Origin of the sequence: uncultured Thermosynechococcus sp. (genome assembly GCF_937958135.1) — a bacterium.
Lineage (GTDB): Bacteria > Cyanobacteriota > Cyanobacteriia > Thermosynechococcales > Thermosynechococcaceae > Thermosynechococcus.
In genome coordinates, this window is record NZ_CALGOG010000089.1 from 1 (window position 1) to 20,022 (window position 20,022).

The following is a 20,022-nucleotide window of genomic DNA, read 5'->3' on the forward strand; positions in this document are numbered from 1 at the left end:
GTCTTGGCGCAACCCGTCGGAGCCAAAAAGTTTCCTTCCTAAGGAGGGGTAAACAGTGGCGAAAACAGAATTGTTAATGGCGATCGCTGGCCTGAATCGAGGTATTCTAGCTACCCCTCGCGATCGCAAACAGGTGGCCGCCCTTGCCACCTCCCTTGAGGCCATCAATCCCACGCCAGATCCCCTCAATGCCCCTGAAAAACTGGCCGGGGATTGGCGACTGATCTACACCAGTAGTCAGGCTCTTCTCTCTTTAGATCGCTCTCCTGTCCTAAAGCTGGGGCAAATCTATCAGTGCATTCGGCCGCAACAGCAGTGCATCTACAATATCGCCGAATTGTATGGCTTGCCCTTCCTTGAGGGCATTATCAGTGTGTTGGCACGGTTTGAACCCTTGACATCACAACGGGTGCAGGTGTACTTTGAGCGCTTCATTGTTGGCCTGCGTCAGTGGTTGAATTACTACTCGCCTTCCCAATTCATTCCCCAACTCCACCGCCGTCAGCCGCTGCTTGCCCTAGATGTGCCCCTCAATAGCAATGCTCAACAGGGTTGGCTGGACATTACCTACCTCGATGAGGATTTGCGCATTGCCCGAGGCAATGAAGGTAGCCTCTTTGTCTTGACCCGAATATAGCGGCAATTCCCTGTGCCGTTAGACTAAGGAAGAGTGGCATTCTTCTCCCATCCCCTGCAATGGAAACACCGCCCCCCAAGCAACTTAGTTTTCCATGGAATCCGATAATTTCTGAGCCTGCGGCGGAAAGCTCACCGGTCACTGATTCAGAGGGTGAGAATAGCCAGCGGCGCATTCAGCATTTAGAGCAAGCCATCGATCAATGCCAGCACTATATCAATGAACTAAAACAACAACTGCGCAATCAGGCGTTTCTTGAGGATTTACTGGCTCGCACTGAGGAAATGGCTCAGATTCAACAACAGGCAATCGTTGCTCTTCAAGAACAATTGCGCTCCCAAGCCACCTGTGCCCAGGAGTTGGCCGAAATGAGCCACCATCGCCAATCCTTGGAAACCATTCTTCAGCAATCACAAACGGAGATTGAGTACCTCCATCGGGAGGTGGAGCGGCTACTCAAAGCTCAAGATGCCCTCGAAGCCAAATTGGTGAACAGCCATCGCCTTCTCCGACAACGGGAACAGGAATGCCAACTCCTTGAATCCCAACTGCGCCAAGTCCAAGAAGAAAAAAGTCTGCTGCAAACCCGCCTTGAGCAGGCATGTCTAGAGCTGGGCGATCGCCAAACACAAATTGATGATCTGAACCGTCGCCTCACCCAAGCCAACCACTTAATTGAAACCCAAGAACGGGTCATCAGTGCGCTGCAACAGGCTCAAGGATCCCAGGAGAACAAAAACAACGTCATTCAGGGACTGAGTAAAACGCTGCTCAAAACTCAAACTAAGTTACAAGAACTGGAACGGGAGTATCAGCAACAGCGCCTGCAATATATGACTGCCCAACACTACAACCAAGAACTGCAGGCGCGCACCGATCAGCAACAGGAACGCCTGCAACACCTAGAAGCGCAAATTGCTGAACTTCAAGAGCAAATTCTCCATCAGGCGCAGCAGGCACGAGAGCAGGAAACTGCGATCCAACACTGGAAAGATCGCTACACCGAGGCTGAGCGATCGCTTGCGCAGTTGCAGCGAGTCATCGCCCAAATAGCCACCGGCGGCTGCATTTCCCTCGGTGAGGTTCCTTCTTAGGGCAGATGTTTGCCCAAAACCTAAATTTTGTATAATAATCCATAGTCATTACAAGTTTGCTTATGCTCAAATTCATTGGTTGGGCAGGGAGTCTGCGGGAGGGTTCCTACTCCCAAAGCGCTTTAGATGCTGCCATTGCCAAAGCAGCCGTCCAGGGAGTCACCGTTGAACGTCTGGATTTACGCCAAATGAGTCTCCCGTTTTGCACCGGCGCCGAGAGCTATCCTGACTACCCAGATGTGGACACCTTTCGCGCCAAGGTCAAGGAAGCCGATGGGATTTTGTTAGTAACACCGGAGTACCACGGCAGTGTCAGCGGTGTCCTGAAAAACTCCCTAGACCTCCTTAGTTTTGAACATCTCAGCGGCAAAGTGGTCGCGATGATCAGTGTCCTCGGCGGCCAAGCCAACAGCAATGCCCTCAACGATCTGCGGGTAATTTTGCGCTGGGTGCATGCTTGGGTCATTCCCGAACAAGTGGCCATTGGTCAAGCGTGGCAAGCCTTTACAGCGGCGGGGCAATTGAAGGATGCCAAGCTGGAAGAGCGACTGGACAAAATGATTGCCAGTTGGATTCAAACCACGCGCAAGCTGCGAGAAGCCAATAGCTAATCCACCCCTGCTTGCAGCCACTGCGCCACTTGCTTGGCATGGTAGGTGAGAATCACATCGGCACCCGCCCGCTTGAAGCCAAGCAGGGTTTCCAGCACCACTTTTTTCTCATCAATCCAACCGTTGCGGGCAGCGGCTTTCACCATGGCGTACTCCCCAGAAACGTTGTAGGCGGCAACGGGAACATCGCTCACCTGCTTCAGTTGGGCAATCACATCCATGTAGGCAAGGGCAGGTTTCACCATTACCAGATCTGCCCCCTCCTCAATATCGAGGCTAACTTCCCGCACTGCTTCGCGGACATTGGCGGGATCCATTTGGTAGGTTTTTTTATCGCCAAACTTGGGTGCCGAGTCCAAGGCATCCCGAAAAGGGCCATAGTAGGCGGAGGCGTATTTAGCCGAGTAGGCAAGAATTCCCACATGGGTATAGCCTGCGGCATCCAAACCCGCCCGAATGGCACCGACACGGCCATCCATCATATCCGACGGGGCAACAAAATCAGCACCAGCAGCAGCTTGACTTACCGCCTGTTTGACCAAGACCTCCACCGTTTCGTCATTGAGGATTTCACCATCTTTGACAATGCCATCGTGGCCTTCGCTGCTGTAGGGATCCAGAGCCACATCGGTAAAGATCAGCAGGTCAGGTAAGACAGCCTTAATGGCTCGCACTGATCGCTGGACAAGGCCATCGGGATTGTAGCTTTCGGTACCGGCATTGTCCTTGAGGTGTTCAGGAACGACGGGAAAGAGGGCGATCGCCCCAATGCCTAAGGCACAGACCTCCTTCAGTTCTAAAATCAGACGATCCAGCGTATAGCGATAGCAGTCGGGCATCGAGGGGACTTCCTGCACCTGATCTTCCCCCTCCATGACAAAGACCGGATAGATCAAATCTGCCGTGGTTAAGGTGTGCTCGCGCACCAAGCGACGAATTTGAGCCGTGCGGCGTAAACGGCGAGGCCGGTAGGTTAGCTCCATCATGCAACGCTCAAACACTCATTCAATGTTCATGTTCCCACTGAAACGGCTGCTAATCAGCCCGTCCAACCCTTGGATTACTTCAAAATTATCTCACCTTCAGGGGGCAAGACCGCGACAGGGGCAGGGTGCTTACAAAGATTTACGCACAATTTAATTGCTTAAGCGGACTGAAGATAGGGCAATGCCAAATAAAAGCTGGTAACTGTCTTGGCATCTTTCACGTAACCACTGTGAATTGCTGCGGTCAGCTCCGGTAGAGAAAATTCAACAATTTCAATGTGCTCATCGGCATCCTGCGGTGGGGGTGCCTCCAGTTTCTCCAGTTGGGTGGCCAAATAGGCGTAGATCACTTCATCGGAATAGCCGGGGGCAATGTAAAATTCCCCTAGTTTTTGCCAGTGATGGGCACGGTAGCCCGTCTCTTCCTCAATCTCCCGCTCAATCGTGGCAAGGGGCTTTTCCTGATCCTCAACGGTGCCCGCCGGAAACTCCAGCAAATATTCCTCCGTGGCAAAGCGGTATTGTTTGACTAGAATGAGATTTCCCTCTGGGGTGACAGGCACAGCCAACGCACCCCCCGGATGCCGCACCGTTCCCAAAATGGAGATAGAGCCATGGGGAAGGCGATATTGATTGACCTCAAAGGTAAATTTACGACTGCGGCAAAAGCAGTGGCGCGCGAGGACTTCGGAAGGAATTTTAGTCATAGGGTTTTAGACAAGGGTGCGATCCGTGAGGATTTCATAGCCCGTTTTCGTCACCAAGACCGTGTGCTCAAATTGGGCAGAAAGAGAATTGTCCACTGTGACGGCGGTCCAGCGATCGCGCAAAATGCGCACCTGTTTTGACCCTGCGTTGACAATCGGTTCAATGGCCAAGGTCATGCCTGCCCGCAGCCGCACATTCTTAAGTTCGTTGGTGCGGAAGTTAAACACCGAGGGTTCCTCGTGGAGATTGCGCCCCACCCCATGGCCGGTAAAGTCTTCCACCACCACAAAGCCATTGGCTTCCACATAATCTTGAATGGCACCGGCCAAATCCATGAGATAGTTCCCTTCCTTGACTTGCTCAATGCCTCGGTAGAGCGCTTCCTCAGCCACTTTCACCAGCCGGGCAGCCTCCTCGGAGATTTCCCCCACCGGAATCGTAATGCAGGAGTCCCCATGGAAGCCGTTGTAGTAGGCACCGGTGTCAATCTTAACAATGTCGCCATTGCGGATGACTTTGCGGGGGCTGGGGATGCCATGCACCACTTCGTTATTGATACAGGCACAAATCGAAGCGGGAAAGCCGTGATAGCCTTTGAAGCTTGGCGTGGCTCCCATTTCCCGAATCCGCTTTTCGGCATAGGCATCGAGATCTGCTGTTGTCATGCCCGGCTCAATCATCTGGGAAATTTCCTTGAGCACCGTCGCCACAATGCGCGAGGCTTGGCGCATGATCTCAATTTCGCGCTTGGACTTAATCTCAATACCACGACGGGGACGGGTTTGAACAGGGGGAGTGGGGGGAGTGAGCAAACTACCAAGGATATTCATGGGCGCGATGCAACCGCAAAAATTGTTCTTTTTCAGGATAACGCTGTTGTGCTGATCAGGGGAACATCAGTTTTATGCTTAAACGATGGGTGAACGAAAATGCTCTTGATAGAGTTGCTTAAATCGCCGCTGCTGCTGGGCATGATCCACAATAGGCAAGGGATAGCCGCAGCGCTGCCGCTCGAGGGGAGAAATGTTGCCGGTGACCAGAGCTGCGGTGTCTAGGGATTTCAATTCCGGCAGCCAACGGCGAATGTACTCCGCTTCAGGATCAAACTTTTGCGCTTGGCTGGCTGGGTTAAAAATCCGCAGCGGTTTTGGATCCATACCACTGGAGGCACTCCATTGCCACCCGCCATTGTTGGCTGCCAAGTCACCATCAATCAGGTTTTGCATGAAGTACTGCTCACCCCACTGGGGATTGATGATCAAATCCTTGGTGAGGAAACTGGCTACAATCATGCGGCAGCGGTTGTGCATCCAGCCGGTTTCGTTGAGTTGACGCATTGCCGCATCCACAATCGGATAGCCTGTGCGGCCTTCACACCAAGCGGCAAAGTGTTCTGGGTTATTCACCCAAGGAAAAGTGGCAAAGCCCTCGCGGTGCGGACGCTCCGCCAAGTGAGGGAACCAGTAAAGGGCATGCTGATAAAACTCGCGCCAAGCCAATTCCTGTTGCCACGTGCGAATACTCATTTGTGCCTCTTCACTGCGGGCTGCGGCCATGGCGGCTTGACTCGCTGCCCAGACTTGGCGAATACCAATGACCCCGAACTTGAGGGCAGGACTGAGCAGAGAGGTTCCCGGCTGGGCGGGATAGTTGCGCTGCTCGCCATAGTCTTGAATGTGCTGGTTAATAAATGTCTCCAGTTGCGCTTGGGCAGCGGCTTCACCGGGAGCAAGGATGAGTTCTCCTGACCAAGGAAATCCCAAGTCCTTGGCGGTGGGGAGGGAAATCGCCCCTAGGCTTGCTGCCTTTGCCTGTTCGGTGTCGCTGAGGGGTTCAAGGTAGCTGGGGGCAGAAACAGGCGCTGGTTTAGGGAGGCTTGACCAGTTGCGCCAAAAAGGGGAATAGACGGTGTAGGGCTGTCCCTGTTTTGTTTGTACGGCCTCCGGGGGATGCAGGAGCTGATCCCAAGCCGTTTCCACGGCAATTCCCTTTTCTTTAAGGGCGGCAGCCACCGCGCGATCGCGATCGCGACCATAGGGTTCGACATCCTCATGCCAATGCACCGCCACCGCCCCTAGGCCACTGGCCACCTGGGGCAAGATTTGACGGGGATCACCACGGAAAATCAAAAAGCTCCCCCCTGCCCGCCGATAGGCCTCCTGCAAGGCCTGTAGGCACCCTACAAGGTAGGCAACTCGCACTGCTGCAATATCTGCAGCGCTGAGAATCGCGGGATCAAAACAGAAAACACCGACCACTTTTGAGGTGTGAGCGTAGGCAGCCGCCAATCCCACACTGTCCCTCAGGCGCAGATCGCGACGATGCCAAAAGAGGCGGAGGCTCATTGCCCTTCCATCCCAGGTGCACTAGAAAATGGCACCACTACATTCGTTCGCTGCCGTCTTAACTGGCGGCAGTTCATTGTCGGGACTAATTTTCTAAAATTCCCCATAGCTCATTTTTTCTTAGAGGCGGTTAATCAGGCAAGTGCAATAGCGATGCCTGCGGAGGATAGGTCGCCGCCGGCGTTTCTTGAGCCAAAATGGGCAACCCCAGCCATCCAAGACTGCTGCTGCTCAGAGGGCTTACCAAGAGTTTAGATAATCTCATTGGGGTAATCCCTGATCCGATTTTGGCAAACCGCTTCCTGCGCTTCCAAACTTTTGTTGAGCAGTCCATGAGGTCATAGACAACCATGCCACGTTTATTTATACTTATCTTCTACCGTTTTGTGTGTCCAGTTATCGGCAAAGGAGGCTCTCATTTCTGAACCACTTGCCCTGACCCAAAGCCTAAGGGGTACCCGCGAGATTCGCGAGAACTATCAAGTGTTTCGCCTGACGGGTCTCATTGATGCGTTTTCTGAGTCGGCCTTTCGCAAGGTCATTAGCAAGTGTTTTGACGATGGGCCTGCCAACGTCATCTTGGATCTTTCAAAAATTGAATTTATTGACAGCTCTGGCCTCGGCATTTTGGTACAACTGGCCAAAAAAGCCCAAGAGCATCAGGGTCAACTGCAAATTGTCACCAACCCCCGTGTTACTCAAACTGTCAAACTGGTTCGTTTAGAAAACTTTTTATCCCTTCAGCCGGATCTGGCGACAGCGATCGCCCAAATTACAGGGAAACCCCATTCTTAAACACTTCAGCTCTGCGCATGGTACAACCAAGGGGGGTGCCTTTGTTAAAACGTCATGTTTGACTCTGCGGAACTATTGCCCCTTGTCCCCCCCAAAATTCCCGCCCATCAACTGCCGCCGGCAGCCTTGGCCTACTTTGGTGACGCCGTTTATGAACTCTTTATTCGCTGGCTTTTTTTAAGCCCGCCCCAACGCATCAATACCTACCACCGCCAAGTGGTGGCGCATGTGCGAGCCGAAAGTCAAGCCCGCTATATGGACTTCCTTTGGGAGCATTGCAGCGAAACAGAACGCTCAATTTTTCGCCAGGGTCGCAATGCGGCTGCCGATGGCCCGAAGCGAGTTGCCGCAAAAATTTACCGCCAAGCCACCGGCTTTGAAGCCCTACTGGGATACCTGTACCTCACCAATCCGCAACGCCTACGGGAGATTTTTCAACTCCTGGAGGGATACATTCGTAGCGAAGCCAACAGCAATATAGAGGATAGGAGCATCACGTAATGAATGTCACCCCTGCGTGATAGGATGCTTAGTGGCCAGTTCAAGGCATCCTCGGATGCTCCCTATTCTGCTGTGACCGTTCCCGATTCTGCTTCAGCACCCCCTGCTCCATCAACCGTTGCCCATTCCCCCACCAAGGGCGGCTCGATGGTGGAGTTTTACCAACTCTGTCGCGAATTATTCACGACGAGCCTAGTGCTGACGGCGATCGCCTTTGGAGCGGTCTGGCTCATTTACGGCCTTAACACAGCATTGAATTACCTTTTGGGGGCAGGGGCAAGCCTCATTTATCTGCGGCTCCTGGCCCGCAGTGTGGAGCGCCTAGGAAATGGCCATAAAAAACTAGTAAAAACACAGCTCCTTGTCGTTGTGGTTGTGATTATTTTGGCAGCCCGTTGGCAAGAGCTGCATATCATTCCGGTGTTCTTGGGGTTCTTAACCTACAAAGCGGCCATTCTGGTCTATATGTTTCGTACGGTTTTGCCGTCCCCTTAACACTGGCTCACTGTAGTGCTTAGACAACCGAGCGCGGAGGCATGATGCCTTTGATACACTTGTGGACAGCTCTTCCCTTTGCCAAGCTAGAGGTAGGGCACCATTTTTACTGGCACATTGGCAACTTGAGAGTTCACGGTCAAGTGTTCATCACCACTTGGTTCGTAATGGCCATCTTAATTGCGGCGGCCTTTGCCGCCTCGCGAAGGATTGAACGGGTGCCCAGTGGTATTCAAAACCTAATGGAGTACGCACTGGAATTCATCCGCGACTTGACCAAGAGCCAAATGGGTGAGCACGAATACCGAGCTTGGGTTCCCTTTGTGGGGACACTGTTCCTGTTCATTTTTGTTTGTAACTGGTCAGGGGCATTGGTACCGTGGAAACTCATTGAACTGCCAGAAGGGGAGCTGGCAGCACCCACCAATGACATCAATACCACTGTAGCCTTGGCCTTGCTGGTCTCCTTGGCCTATTTCTATGCCGGGTTACGCAAGCGGGGGCTAAAGTATTTCACCAAGTACATTGAGCCAACGCCTGTATTGCTTCCCATCGCCATCCTGGAGGATTTCACAAAACCTCTTTCCCTGAGCTTCCGTCTTTTTGGCAACATCTTGGCGGATGAATTGGTGGTGGGGGTTTTGGTGTTGCTGGTGCCCTTGTTTGTGCCCTTGCCCGTGATGGCCTTGGGACTTTTTACCAGCGCCATTCAGGCCCTTGTGTTTGCCACCCTCGCAGCCACCTATATCGGGGAGGCCATGGAGGGGCATGGCGGCGAGCACGAAGAGGCTCACTCCTAAAAGGGGTACATCCCCTGCTATTGTTATCTCTGGAAATTTTTTTTCGTCCTACTATGTCTCGAGGAAATCAACTATGGATCCGTTAGTCGCTTCTGCTTCTGTTTTGGCTGCTGCTCTGGCCGTTGGCTTGGCTTCTCTAGGACCCGGCCTTGCCCAAGGGAATGCTTCTGGTCAAGCTCTAGAAGGGATTGCGCGGCAACCGGAAGCGGAAGGTAAAATTCGCGGTACCCTGCTGCTGACCCTTGCATTCATGGAGTCCCTGACCATCTATGGTCTGGTGATTGCACTGGTGCTCCTGTTTGCCAACCCCTTTGCATCCTAATTAACCCCAGTGGGGGAGGCTTGGATGAGCTTTCCCCCGATCCCCCATTCTGGAGAGGCTGATGTTTGATTTTGATGCCACCCTACCCCTGATGGCTGTGCAATTCCTAATCTTGACCCTCATTCTGAATGCATTGCTGTACAAGCCCTTGGGTCAGGCATTGGACAATCGGGATGAGTATATCCGAACCAATTTGCAGCAAGCTAAGGAGCGGTTGCAACAGGCCACTGAACTGGCTCAGCAGTATGAGCAGGAATTGGCCAGTACCCGTCGCCAAGCCCAAGCCCTGATTGAAGAGGCCAGAGCCGAGGCACAAAAAATTGCCACCGCCGAAATTGCCGAAGCACAGCAGGCCGTGCAGGCAGAATTACTCAAGATTCAAGCAGAGATCGATCAGGAAAAACAGGCGACACTGCAGGCGCTTGAGGGTCAAGTTGCCAGCTTGAGTGAACAGTTATTAGCAAAATTACTGGCCTAGGAGTGTGGGTCATGGACGCAGGATTTCTATTGGCAATGGAAGAGATGGGGCACTTTGGTCTGAACACCAATTTGCTCGAAACCAATGTGATCAACCTTGCCATCCTGATTGGGGTATTGGTGTACTTTGGCCGGGGTGTCCTCGGTAAAACCTTGGGCGATCGCCAGCAACAGATTGCCGCTGCCCTTGCGGACGCCGAAGAACGCCAGAAAGAGGCGGCTGCCCGCCTTGCGGAAGCTCAGCAACAACTCGCTCAGGCCAAACAGGAAGCGCAACGCATCCGCGAAGATGCCCTTGCCCGTGCCAAGGCTGTAAAGGAAGAACTTATTGCCCAAGCCAAGCGCGAAATTGAGCGCCTGAAGGAAGCTGCTTCCCAAGATACAACTGCTGCCACCGAGCGGGCGATCGCTGAAATTCGCGAGCGGATTGCCGCTATGGCACTTGCAGAGGCCGAAAACCAACTCAAAGCGCGTTTGAGCCAAAATCCAGACCTTCAGCGCACCCTTGTTGATCGCAGTATTGCCCTACTAGGAGGCAAATGATGCAGACCACTGTCCGTGGTGAAGTTGTTGAACCCTATGCCGAGGCGCTGCTGTCGCTGGCGCAAGCCCACAACCTTATCGATCAGTTTCAGCAGGATACGCAGTTAATTCTGGAACTTTTGGCCAACTCCAGTGAACTGCAACAGTTTCTGGCAAATCCACTGATTAAGGCTGAGGCCAAAAAGAACGTGCTGCGGCAGTTGACCGTGGATAAGGTACACGGTTACTTCCTCAACTTCTTGATGTTGCTTGTGGATCGGCGGCGAATTAACTTTCTTGGCCCCATTTGCGAGCAGTATCGTGCCCTTGTGCGCAAGCTTCGCAATGTGGTCTTGGCGGAAGTGACCAGTGCTGTCGAACTCAACGCTGACCAACGCCGGGCAGTGGTGGAAAAGGTCAAAGCCATGACCGGTGCTGCCGATGTGGAGCTTGTCACTGCTTGCGATCCCGAACTGATTGGGGGCGTGGTGATTAAAGTGGGTTCCCAAATCTTTGATGCCAGCCTGCGGGGTCAACTCCGCCGCCTCAGTCTCACCTTGGCGCAATCCGCCTAACTTTGTAAACTGTTCAACCCTTGAGAGCGACTTCTATGGTAAGTATCCGACCCGACGAAATCAGTAGCATTATTCGCCAACAAATCGAGCAGTACGAACAGTCGATCAAAGTCGATAATGTCGGTACTGTCTTGCAGGTGGGCGATGGTATTGCCCGTGTCTATGGCCTCGACAAAGTGATGGCCTCAGAATTGGTGGAATTTGAAGACGGCACCGTGGGGATTGCCCTCAACCTCGAAGAAGATAACGTGGGTGTGGTGCTGATGGGCGACGGCCTGGGGATCGAGGAAGGCAGTACGGTGCGCGCCACCGGCAGAATTGCCTCTGTGCCGGTAGGGGAGGCAGTGATTGGCCGCGTAGTAGATGCCTTGGTGCGCCCCATTGATGGTAAAGGGGAGATCCACACCACGGCAACTCGCCTGATTGAATCCCCCGCCCCCGGCATTGTCCAGCGCAAATCGGTGTGTGAGCCATTGCAAACGGGGATTACGGCCATTGATGCCATGATTCCCATTGGGCGCGGGCAGCGGGAACTGATCATTGGCGATCGCCAGACGGGGAAAACCGCTGTTGCCGTTGACACGATTCTGAACCAAAAAGGCCAAGACGTGATTTGCGTCTATGTGGCCATTGGTCAAAAGGCCTCCAGTGTGGCTCAAGTGGTGAACGTGCTGCGGGAGCGGGGTGCCCTAGACTACACAATTGTGATTGCCGCCAACGCCAGTGATCCAGCCGCCTTGCAGTATCTTGCCCCCTACACCGGTGCCACCATTGCCGAGTACTTCATGTACCAAGGCAAGCACACCCTTGTTGTCTATGACGACCTCTCCAAACAGGCGCAAGCCTACCGCCAAATGTCGCTGCTCCTGCGGCGTCCCCCCGGTCGTGAAGCCTATCCAGGGGATGTGTTCTATCTCCACTCTCGCCTGCTGGAGCGTGCCGCCAAACTTAACGATGCGTTGGGGGGTGGCAGTATGACGGCCCTCCCGATTGTGGAAACCCAAGCCGGCGACGTGTCTGCTTACATTCCCACTAATGTTATCTCCATTACCGACGGTCAAATTTTCCTCTCCTCGGATCTCTTCAACGCCGGCTTGCGTCCTGCCATCAACGCGGGGATTTCCGTGTCACGGGTGGGGTCTGCTGCTCAAATCAAAGCCATGAAGCAGGTGGCGGGGAAACTGAAGCTGGAGCTGGCGCAATTTGACGAACTGCAAGCCTTTGCCCAGTTTGCCTCCGACTTGGATAAAGCCACCCAAAACCAACTGGCGCGGGGTCAACGGCTGCGGGAGATTCTCAAGCAGCCCCAATACTCGCCAATTCCCGTGGAATACCAAGTGGCCACCATTTACGCGGGGACCAACGGCTACCTGGACGATATTCCCGTTGAGGCAGTGGCCAAGTTTGTTGCCGGCCTGCGGGACTACCTGCACACAAGCAAGCCGGAATACGGCGAAATTATCCGTACCACCCAAAAACTGGATGAAAAAGCGGAAGCGCTCTTGAAAGAAGCGATCGCCGAATACAAAGCTGGCTTTACTGCCTAGGCGCGATCGCCTCGTATTGTCACTCTGAACCTGCCCTCCACCAAGGGTAGGTTTTTTTATAGGCAGCAGAGTCTTGAGTGTCAAAAATGATTGCAGTTTCCTAAGCTATCCCCCTGAGCCTTCCCTCTTCTCCTACACTGGGATTCTAGGGCAAGGTTTGACAAAGGAGAAAACAGTGCGTGTCGTCCTGATGGCGGGGGGGAGTGGTACTCGGCTGCGTCCCCTCACCTGTGATCTACCCAAGCCCATGGTGCCGGTGGTCAATCGCCCCATTGCCGAGCACATTCTCAATCTCCTGCGCCGCCATAGCCTTGATGATGTGGTAATGACGCTGCACTATCTCCCCGATGTGGTGCGGGACTATTTTGGCGATGGGAATGAGTTTGGCGTGCACCTGAGCTATGTCGTTGAGGAAGAGCAGCCCCTTGGCACGGCAGGTTCGGTGAAAAACATTGCCGCGTTGCTAACGGATCCCTTTCTGGTAGTCAGTGGCGATAGCATTACCGATGTGGATTTAACCGATGCCCTGCGTTTTCATCAGCAGCACGGCGCTCCGGTGACTCTTATTCTTACCCGTGTGCCTCAGCCCAAGGAGTTTGGCATTGTCTTTACCGATAGTGATGGGCGGGTACGGCGGTTTCTGGAAAAGCCCTCGGCAGGGGAAGTGTTTACGGATACGGTGAATACAGGCATCTACATCCTCAGCCCCACGGTCATGGATTACTTGAGTGGCGGCATGGAGCGAGATTTTTCCCGGGATCTGTTTCCGTTGCTGTTGCAGGCGGACGTGCCGATGTATGGCTACATTACAGACGCCTACTGGTGCGATGTTGGCAGTTTGCAAACCTATCAACAGGTGCAACAGGATGCCCTCTATGGCCGTGTCCACTTGGAGATTCAGGGGCACGAAATTCAGCCGCAAATATGGGTAGGGCACAACACCACCTTACCCCAGACGGTTCAGCTACAAGGGCCACTGGTCTTGGGAAATAACTGTCGCTTTGGTAAGGGAGCCACCCTTGGCGCAGGGACGGTTTTGGGGGATAACGTGATTGTTGGCAATGGCAGTTGCTTGCGCTCAGTGGTGGCATGGAGTGGTTGTTTTATTGGGGATGAGAGTGAACTGGAGCATTGCGTTTTGGCGCGCCATGTCCATGTGGATCGCCATGTAAGGCTGCATGAAGGGGTCGTTGTTGGCAGTCGCTGTGTGGTAGGTGAGGAAGCCAGCCTAAGTCGGGGGGTGCGGCTCTGGCCGGGAAAACGCATTGAAGCGGGCGCCATTGTGAATGAAAGCCTGATCTGGGGCACAACAGGGCAGCGCTATCTCTTTGGTCAGCGGGGTGTGGCCGGTGTGGCCAATGTGGACATTACCCCGGAATTTGCCGTGCGGCTGGCGGCAGCCTATGCCTCTACCCTAGAGCCGGGAACCAGTGTCATTGTCTCGCGGGATCAACGCAATGTATCGCGGATGGTGGCCTATGCCCTGATGTCGGGGCTGATGTCGGTAGGGATTCATGTCCTCAATTTAGAGGCGATCGCTCTGCCGATTGCCCGCTTTGCGGCACAAACCCTTTCGGCAAGTGGGGGCATTCATGTGCGTGCCCATCCTGATCGCGCCGATCACCTTTTAATTGAGTTTTTTGACCACAAGGGCATCAACTTGAGCAAAGCCAAAGAGCGGCAAATTGAGACCGCCTTCTTCCGTGAAGAGATTCGCCGTGCCCTGCTTGTGGACATTGGTGTCATGACCCATCCCAACACCTGTGTGGCTGCCTATGCCCAAGGCTTTGAAAAGTGGCTAAATACGCAGCTTTTTTGTGGGAATTCGGCCAAAATTGTCATTGACTACGCCTATGCCGTCTCCGGCGTGGTCTTGCCCCAGATTCTCAGTAAATTCGGCTGTGATGCTGTTGTACTCAATGCCACCCTGCATCCAACTCCTCTAAATATTCTTGAACGACAGCGGCTGCTGCGGGAACTGGGACAGGTGGTGACCGCCCTTTCCGCCAGTTTAGGAGTCCAAGTCTCAGCCAATGGCGAACGCTTGACATTGGTGGACAATGCCGGTCAAGTGTTTAGCGATCAGGAACTCACGGCTTTGATGACCTACTTAATGCTTTTGACCCAACCGGGGGGGACGGTGGTGGTGCCAGTCACCACCTCTAGTGCTGTGGAGGCGATCGCCCGCCAGCAGGGCGGACAGATTATTCGCAGTCGTACTAACCCCACCGATCTCATGGAAGCCTGTCAACACCACAGTGGCGTTGTTCTCGGCGGTTGTGCAGAAACGGGTTTTATCTTTCCGCAACTGCATCCGGGGTTTGACGCCATGTTTACAATTGCCACCCTGATGGAACTGCTGGCACTGATTGGCAAACCCCTTACCGTAATCCGCCAAGAATTGCCCCACGTCCACCACTATCACCGCCCGATTCGCTGCCCTTGGATTGCCAAAGGGTCACTGATGCGTCACCTAGTGGAAACCCACCCCCGTAACCATTTAAGTCTCATTGACGGCGTCAAAATTGGTGAACCCGATACGGATCACTGGGTACTGATTCTGCCCGATGCCAGTGAGCCATTGATCCATCTGTATGTCAACAGTCCCGATGCCAAGTGGGCTGAGCAAATGCTCCAGCACTACAGTCGGCGCATTGAAGAGTTTGCCCGTTTGGAACCCCTCTCAGATGCCACAATAAAGATGTAAGCAAAATCCCGTAGAATCAAAGAAAATTTTTCGTACATTAGGCACAATGGTGGTTTTGAAAACGGAGAAAACTCAAGGGGACTGGAGTGATAAATTGCGGGGAATTGCCCGTTGGTGGTCAGAATTCAAGATTCAAACCCGCCTCATGGCCACAGCAACCCTAGTGGTCTCCATCATCATGAGTGGCCTCACCTTTTGGGCAGTGAACACCATTCAAACCAATGCCCACCTTAATGACACCCGCTATGGCCGCGATTTAGGGTTACTCCTAGCCGCTGATGTGGCGCCCCTTGTGGCTAAGGGGGATACCGCTGCCGTCGCTGAATTTTCCCGTAAATTCTATGAACGCAGTGCCAGTATTCGCTACATCCTTTTCGCCGATCCCGAAGGCGAAATTTACTATGGCCTGCCCTACTCTGCTCCCCCAGTGGAAAGCGCCCTGACATTGCGCCGCCGTATTCAACTGCCGGAGACCTACCGTGCCAGCCAAGAACCCCTAGTGCGCCAGCACCGAACCCCCAATGGCCTGGTTGCCGATGTCTTTGTCCCTCTGACCTTCAATGGCGAAAACCTAGGTGTCGTTGCGCTTGGGATTAACCCGAACCAAACATTTATTACCTCCGCTAATCTCACGCGGGATTTAACGATCGCCGTTTTTGTTTCCCTCTGGATCATGGTGATTTTGGGGGGCGTCTTCAATGCCCTCACCATTACCCAACCGATTAAAGAATTGGTGCAGGGGGTAAAAAACATTGCCGCAGGGAATTTCAAGCAACGTATTAACCTGCCCTTTGGCGGTGAACTGGGGGAGTTGATCAGCAGCTTTAATGACATGGCTGAACGCCTCGCCTCCTACGAAGCCCAAAACATTGAGGAACTCCAAGCTGAGAAAGCCAAACTGGATACCTTGGTGTCCACCATTGCCGATGGGGCGATTTTGCTGGATACCGACATGCGGATTATTCTGGTCAATCCCACGGCTCAGCGTCTCTTTAATTGGGAGGGGATGAACGTCATTGGTCAAAATGCCCTCAACTGCTTTCCGGCGCCTGTGTGCGAAAAACTCGCCTGCCCACTTTACAAGGCGTCTCGTGGAGAGTCAGAAGGGGGAGAATTTCGGGTGACGCTGCAAGAACCCAGCTCGCGATCGGTGCGGATACTGCTGACAACGGTCATGGATGTGCAGCGGGAAAAACCCAAAGGTATTGCGATTACAATTCAGGACATTACCCGTGAGGTGGAACTCAACGAAGCCAAAGCGCAACTGATTAGCAATGTCTCCCACGAGTTGCGCACGCCGCTATTCAACATCAAGTCCATCATTGAAACAATTCAAGAGTATGGCAGTAGTTTGAGTGAGAAAGAACAACAGGAATTTCTAGAAACCGCGAACCACGAAACCGATCGCCTGACTCGTCTTGTCAACGATTTCCTCGATATTTCCCGCCTTGAATCGGGTCGCCCCTATCAATTTGGCTCCGTCCAGATGGCGCAGGTGATTGATCAGATTATGCGCACCTACCAACTCAATGCTGCCAACAAGTCCATTACCCTCACTGCTGAAGTGGAAAACCCGCTGCCACCGGTTTGGGGTAACTACGATCTGCTAGTGGGTGCGCTCACCAACTTGGTGGGCAATGCCTTGAAGTTTACGCCCGAAAACGGGCGGGTGACAATTCGTGCCTATGTCTGGCATCCCCCCAGCGATCCAGAGCAGGAACGGGTGCGCATTGAAGTGGCCGACACGGGTATGGGCATTGCCCCAGAGGATCAACCCCGCGTTTTTGAACGATTTTTCCGCGTTGAGAATCGCGTACATACCCTAGAGGGGACAGGGCTGGGGTTAGCCATCGTTCAAGATATTATCCACAAGCACAACACACAAATTCATTTAATTAGCGAATTGGGGGTCGGCAGTACCTTTTGGTTTGATCTAGCGATTGATGAGTCCGCCCTCGTTGATACCCCTGATGGCGCCACCCCCCACTTAAAGCATGCTCAGAGTTGGCATTGATGGGGCATCATCCCGCCTTGCCAACAACCGTAAATAATCCGCTAGAATTTGAAGGCAAGAATTCCTCGCTCCTCACGCCAAATGATCCCTTGGGCTTAGCCCTTAAGAAAGAAAGTACAGGTTTTGGTATTGATTTTGCTGCTCTATCTAAAACCAAACTAAAACCAAATAATTAAACATTGGGGTTGAGGACGTGAAAAGAAATTTATTTACACCCGTTGCTATTCTCTCTATTCTCAGCAGTACAGGGGCAACGTTACCTGTTGTAGCCATGCCGATCACTACCCTCACCCAACAGGATATTCAGCCCCCCCTACCAGAGCTACCCCCCCTACCACCCACCCCACCCCCAGTCCTTGAACCGCTCCCCTCACCGCCTAGCCCGCCCTCCGAGTTGGAAGGTGTTTTAATACCCGTAAAAAAAATTGTTGTTGAAGGCAGCACCATCTTTAACGCAGCGGAATTTGATCCGATTATCAAGCCCCTTGAAGGGCGGCAGGTGACACTTGCAGAGTTACAGGGGGTCGCCGATGCGATTACAAAACTCTATCTAGAGGGGGGCTATTTAACCTCTCGCGCCGTTTTAGGTGAGCAGGTGGCACGGGATGGGGTGATCACGATTCAAGTGCTTGAAGGCCGCCTAGAGGACATTCGTATTGAAGGTAACAAAGGGATTATTCAGCGCTATATCCGCAGTCGTATTGCCCGCGGCGTGGGGATACCCCTCAACTCTAATCGTTTAGAAGAACAGCTACGGCTGTTGCGAACAGATCCCCTCTTTGCCAATCTTTCTGCAAGTCTGCGACCCGGCAGTACACCCCAAGACAGTATTTTGGTGGTACGGGTGGTACCTGCCCGCTGGTTTAAGGCTGCCTTTGGTCTGGATAATACCACGCCAGCGGCGATCGCCCCGGCTCGAGCTACGGCCTTTTTGGGATACAACAACCTCAGTGGTCGCGGCGATAGTGTCTATGGCTCCTACGCCATCGGGAATAACCTAGGCACGTTTGATTGGGGAGCGTCCAACACAGTGGAGTTTGGCTACAGCCTGCCCCTCAATGCTATGAATGGCACACTCACCATTCGTACTGTGCAAGCAGACAGCGAAATTACCCGCCCCCCCGCTGTTGCCGCCTTGAATATTCGCAGTGAGTCTTCTATTTATCAAGCCAGCTTTCGCCAACCGGTGATGCGTAATATCCGTGAGGAGCTGGCCTTTGGCATTGGCTTACTGGTGCAGTCAACGCAGACCTTTGTTTTGGGAGTGCCAGCCCGCATTTCCATTGGTTCTGACCCGTCGGGCTATAGTGCCACCCGTGTCCTTGAACTGAGCCAAGAATATATCCGCCGTGATCCCCAGGGGGCATGGGTCTTTCGTTCGCAGTTTAACCTTGGCCTGCCCATCTTTGGCGCCACAGAAAACCCTAGTCCTATACCCGATGGTACCTTCTTTAGCTGGCTGGGACAGGGGCAGCGGCTGCAACGCCTCTGGGCAGATAACTTCTTGATTTTGCGCACCGATGTCCAACTCAGTCCCAATAGCCTGCTCCCTTTCCACCAATTTGTGATTGGGGGGCCTCTATCGGTGCGGGGTTACTCGACCAATGCCCTTTCTGGGGATAATGGCCTGCGGTTCTCTGGAGAAGCCCGTTTTTCCGTGCTGCGCACCGCGAATCGTCGGCCGCTTATTTCCATAGGGCCGCTGTTTGATCTGGGGGTCGTCTGGAACAATAGCCGCAATCCTGCAGGTGCCGTGCCCAATAATGTGATTGCCGGTCTGGGGATGGGATTATTGGTGCAACCAACCCCGAACCTTGACATTCAGTTCCAGTACGCGGTGCCGTTGATTGATCTGCCCGGTCAAACCCGTAGTTTACAGTCCGATGGCATTTACTTTACGTTGACCGTGCGTCCCTAGGGGTATCTAAGGCTGTGCGGAGTGACCGACAAAACTCGGCAACAGCGGCGACCCCCTGCTCTGGCTCTGCCAGACGTTTGACAAAGGCACTGCCGACAATGGCAGCATCGGCGCCCCAATCGCGCACTTGGCGGGCATGCTCAGGACTGGCAATGCCAAAGCCAACACCAATGGGCTTGGGGGTGATCTGCCGTAGGGTGTGCAACAGTTCCTGAACGCGACCGGCCATTTCTCGGCGCATGCCCGTGACGCCGGTGGTGCTGACAAGGTAAATAAATCCTTGGGAAGCGGTGGCGATCGCCCGCATTCGATCCGGTGACGTTGTCGGAGCAATCAGCAGCGTCAGTTCCAAGCCTAAGTTTACTGTTTCTGCGAGAACCGGTTCAGCTTCCTCAAGGGGCAAATCGGGAATCACTAAGCCCTTGATCCCGGCTTGGGCCGCTGCTTTGAGAAACGCAGAGACTCCTCGATGATAAATGGGATTGTAGTAGGTAAAGAGAATTAGTGGTGCCCTCAGTTGGCGGTGCAAGTCCGTTGTCAGTTCTAAGACCGCCTCAAGGCGAGTTCCCCGTTGCAGGGCACGGGTGGCAGCTGCCTGAATTACTGGACCATCGGCTAAAGGATCCGAATAGGGCATCCCCAGTTCAATCACATCTGCTCCATGGGCATCTAGGGCTTTGAGGGCAGCAACTGTGGTCTCTAAATCGGGGTCTCCAGCAGTCAAAAAGGGAATTAAGGCGCAGCGTTGGCGGGCACGACATTGCTCAAAGCACTCAGAAATGGCAGACACAGTCACAGGCAGTTGCTCTAAAAGATGCATAATAATTGTGCCAGATTAGATACAGCCCTTTTCTAAAATAGGGGATACATAGCGGGGAGACACGCTTCTTTGTGCGGTGGCTATTGGAAGCTTTTGCCATCTTTCTGGGCTGTACTCTTCCTATAGCGGTAGTGGCAGGTGCCAGTGA

General features: G+C 53.4%; 21 protein-coding genes. 16 read left to right on the forward strand and 5 right to left on the reverse strand.

Annotated features, from left to right (window positions below):
- The first annotated feature begins 55 nt into the window (after positions 1 to 55).
- The 3 genes from Q0711_RS10395 to Q0711_RS10405 all read left to right on the forward strand — a co-directional run bounded on the left by Q0711_RS10395 (position 56) and on the right by Q0711_RS10405 (position 2,342).
- Positions 56 to 637, forward strand: a complete 582-nt coding sequence (locus tag Q0711_RS10395) for a PAP/fibrillin family protein (RefSeq protein WP_298614241.1) — start codon at positions 56 to 58, stop codon at positions 635 to 637.
- 59 nt (positions 638 to 696) lie between these two features.
- Positions 697 to 1,731, forward strand: a complete 1,035-nt coding sequence (locus Q0711_RS10400) for a hypothetical protein (RefSeq protein ID WP_298614243.1) — start codon at positions 697 to 699, stop codon at positions 1,729 to 1,731.
- 62 nt (positions 1,732 to 1,793) lie between these two features.
- Positions 1,794 to 2,342 (forward strand): NAD(P)H-dependent oxidoreductase, encoded by a 549-nt coding sequence (locus Q0711_RS10405; protein ID WP_298614245.1) that lies wholly within the window; start codon positions 1,794 to 1,796, stop codon positions 2,340 to 2,342.
- Here the strand turns inward: Q0711_RS10405 and hemB are convergent.
- The 4 genes from hemB to Q0711_RS10425 form a co-directional block, all read right to left on the reverse strand.
- Positions 2,339 to 3,325: a porphobilinogen synthase gene (gene hemB, locus Q0711_RS10410; RefSeq protein ID WP_298614285.1), complete on the reverse strand. Its 987-nt coding sequence runs from the start codon at positions 3,323 to 3,325 to the stop codon at positions 2,339 to 2,341. The two genes, Q0711_RS10405 and hemB, sit on opposite strands and share 4 nt — an antisense overlap.
- Positions 3,326 to 3,486: 161 nt before the next feature.
- Positions 3,487 to 4,035, reverse strand: coding sequence for an NUDIX hydrolase (locus tag Q0711_RS10415; RefSeq protein ID WP_298614247.1), 549 nt, complete (start codon positions 4,033 to 4,035; stop codon positions 3,487 to 3,489).
- A 6-nt stretch (positions 4,036 to 4,041) separates the two neighbouring features.
- The gene (gene map / locus Q0711_RS10420; protein WP_298614248.1) at positions 4,042 to 4,866 is read right to left on the reverse strand and encodes a type I methionyl aminopeptidase; all 825 of its coding nucleotides are present in this window, start codon (positions 4,864 to 4,866) and stop codon (positions 4,042 to 4,044) included.
- Between the two features lie 78 nt (positions 4,867 to 4,944).
- Entirely contained in the window at positions 4,945 to 6,381 is a 1,437-nt protein-coding gene (locus Q0711_RS10425) for a deoxyribodipyrimidine photo-lyase, 8-HDF type (protein WP_298614249.1), read from the reverse strand.
- Between the two features lie 384 nt (positions 6,382 to 6,765).
- On the opposite strand from Q0711_RS10425, the gene Q0711_RS10430 reads away from it, so the two are divergent.
- From Q0711_RS10430 to Q0711_RS10490, 13 genes are all read left to right on the forward strand, one after another.
- Positions 6,766 to 7,176 (forward strand): STAS domain-containing protein, encoded by a 411-nt coding sequence (locus Q0711_RS10430; protein ID WP_298614251.1) that lies wholly within the window; start codon positions 6,766 to 6,768, stop codon positions 7,174 to 7,176.
- A gap of 54 nt (positions 7,177 to 7,230) precedes the next feature.
- Positions 7,231 to 7,677: a ribonuclease III domain-containing protein gene (locus tag Q0711_RS10435; RefSeq protein ID WP_298614253.1), complete on the forward strand. Its 447-nt coding sequence runs from the start codon at positions 7,231 to 7,233 to the stop codon at positions 7,675 to 7,677.
- A gap of 3 nt (positions 7,678 to 7,680) precedes the next feature.
- Positions 7,681 to 8,172 (forward strand): ATP synthase subunit I, encoded by a 492-nt coding sequence (locus Q0711_RS10440; protein WP_298614255.1) that lies wholly within the window; start codon positions 7,681 to 7,683, stop codon positions 8,170 to 8,172.
- A gap of 41 nt (positions 8,173 to 8,213) precedes the next feature.
- On the forward strand, positions 8,214 to 8,972 hold the full coding sequence (atpB, locus tag Q0711_RS10445) for a F0F1 ATP synthase subunit A (RefSeq protein ID WP_298614257.1): 759 nt from the start codon (positions 8,214 to 8,216) through the stop codon (positions 8,970 to 8,972).
- 73 nt (positions 8,973 to 9,045) lie between these two features.
- The gene (atpE, locus tag Q0711_RS10450; RefSeq protein WP_297050668.1) at positions 9,046 to 9,294 is read left to right on the forward strand and encodes an ATP synthase F0 subunit C; all 249 of its coding nucleotides are present in this window, start codon (positions 9,046 to 9,048) and stop codon (positions 9,292 to 9,294) included.
- A gap of 61 nt (positions 9,295 to 9,355) precedes the next feature.
- Positions 9,356 to 9,772 carry a F0F1 ATP synthase subunit B' gene (locus tag Q0711_RS10455; RefSeq protein WP_298614260.1) on the forward strand — a complete coding sequence of 139 codons (417 nt, stop codon included), beginning with the start codon at positions 9,356 to 9,358 and terminating at the stop codon, positions 9,770 to 9,772.
- A gap of 11 nt (positions 9,773 to 9,783) precedes the next feature.
- A complete protein-coding gene (locus Q0711_RS10460; RefSeq protein ID WP_298614262.1) occupies positions 9,784 to 10,314 on the forward strand; it encodes a F0F1 ATP synthase subunit B in 531 nt (176 codons plus the stop codon).
- Complete coding sequence (gene atpH / locus Q0711_RS10465) at positions 10,311 to 10,868, forward strand: ATP synthase F1 subunit delta (RefSeq protein WP_298614264.1); 558 nt, start codon at positions 10,311 to 10,313, stop codon at positions 10,866 to 10,868. Before Q0711_RS10460 ends, atpH begins: the two co-directional genes overlap by 4 nt.
- 35 nt (positions 10,869 to 10,903) lie before the next feature.
- Positions 10,904 to 12,415, forward strand: a complete 1,512-nt coding sequence (gene atpA / locus Q0711_RS10470) for a F0F1 ATP synthase subunit alpha (protein WP_298614266.1) — start codon at positions 10,904 to 10,906, stop codon at positions 12,413 to 12,415.
- A gap of 175 nt (positions 12,416 to 12,590) precedes the next feature.
- The gene (locus Q0711_RS10475; RefSeq protein ID WP_298614268.1) at positions 12,591 to 15,122 is read left to right on the forward strand and encodes a mannose-1-phosphate guanyltransferase; all 2,532 of its coding nucleotides are present in this window, start codon (positions 12,591 to 12,593) and stop codon (positions 15,120 to 15,122) included.
- A 46-nt stretch (positions 15,123 to 15,168) separates the two neighbouring features.
- Positions 15,169 to 17,136 carry a two-component system sensor histidine kinase NblS gene (nblS, locus tag Q0711_RS10480; RefSeq protein WP_298614270.1) on the forward strand — a complete coding sequence of 656 codons (1,968 nt, stop codon included), beginning with the start codon at positions 15,169 to 15,171 and terminating at the stop codon, positions 17,134 to 17,136.
- Entirely contained in the window at positions 17,127 to 17,312 is a 186-nt protein-coding gene (locus tag Q0711_RS10485; RefSeq protein ID WP_298617251.1) for a hypothetical protein, read from the forward strand. Before nblS ends, Q0711_RS10485 begins: the two co-directional genes overlap by 10 nt.
- A 17-nt stretch (positions 17,313 to 17,329) precedes the next feature.
- Entirely contained in the window at positions 17,330 to 19,054 is a 1,725-nt protein-coding gene (locus tag Q0711_RS10490) for a ShlB/FhaC/HecB family hemolysin secretion/activation protein (protein WP_299042506.1), read from the forward strand.
- Here Q0711_RS10490 and trpA read toward each other — a convergent pair.
- Entirely contained in the window at positions 19,032 to 19,844 is an 813-nt protein-coding gene (gene trpA / locus Q0711_RS10495) for a tryptophan synthase subunit alpha (protein WP_366519118.1), read from the reverse strand. The genes Q0711_RS10490 and trpA overlap by 23 nt on opposite strands.
- Positions 19,845 to 20,022 lie beyond the last annotated feature (178 nt).

Coding starts and splice junctions, on each gene's coding strand:
- Q0711_RS10405 (WP_298614245.1), top strand. CDS start 1,794: ATGCTCAAATTCATTGGTTGGGCAGGGAGTCTGCGGGAGGGTTCCTAC.
- Q0711_RS10440 (WP_298614255.1), top strand. CDS start 7,681: ATGTCACCCCTGCGTGATAGGATGCTTAGTGGCCAGTTCAAGGCATCC.
- hemB (WP_298614285.1), bottom strand. CDS start 3,325: ATGGAGCTAACCTACCGGCCTCGCCGTTTACGCCGCACGGCTCAAATT.
- atpB (WP_298614257.1), top strand. CDS start 8,214: ATGATGCCTTTGATACACTTGTGGACAGCTCTTCCCTTTGCCAAGCTA.
- Q0711_RS10425 (WP_298614249.1), bottom strand. CDS start 6,381: ATGAGCCTCCGCCTCTTTTGGCATCGTCGCGATCTGCGCCTGAGGGAC.
- Q0711_RS10400 (WP_298614243.1), top strand. CDS start 697: ATGGAAACACCGCCCCCCAAGCAACTTAGTTTTCCATGGAATCCGATA.
- Q0711_RS10455 (WP_298614260.1), top strand. CDS start 9,356: ATGTTTGATTTTGATGCCACCCTACCCCTGATGGCTGTGCAATTCCTA.
- atpH (WP_298614264.1), top strand. CDS start 10,311: ATGATGCAGACCACTGTCCGTGGTGAAGTTGTTGAACCCTATGCCGAG.
- atpE (WP_297050668.1), top strand. CDS start 9,046: ATGGATCCGTTAGTCGCTTCTGCTTCTGTTTTGGCTGCTGCTCTGGCC.
- Q0711_RS10415 (WP_298614247.1), bottom strand. CDS start 4,035: ATGACTAAAATTCCTTCCGAAGTCCTCGCGCGCCACTGCTTTTGCCGC.
- map (WP_298614248.1), bottom strand. CDS start 4,866: ATGAATATCCTTGGTAGTTTGCTCACTCCCCCCACTCCCCCTGTTCAA.
- Q0711_RS10460 (WP_298614262.1), top strand. CDS start 9,784: ATGGACGCAGGATTTCTATTGGCAATGGAAGAGATGGGGCACTTTGGT.
- Q0711_RS10435 (WP_298614253.1), top strand. CDS start 7,231: ATGTTTGACTCTGCGGAACTATTGCCCCTTGTCCCCCCCAAAATTCCC.
- nblS (WP_298614270.1), top strand. CDS start 15,169: ATGGTGGTTTTGAAAACGGAGAAAACTCAAGGGGACTGGAGTGATAAA.
- atpA (WP_298614266.1), top strand. CDS start 10,904: ATGGTAAGTATCCGACCCGACGAAATCAGTAGCATTATTCGCCAACAA.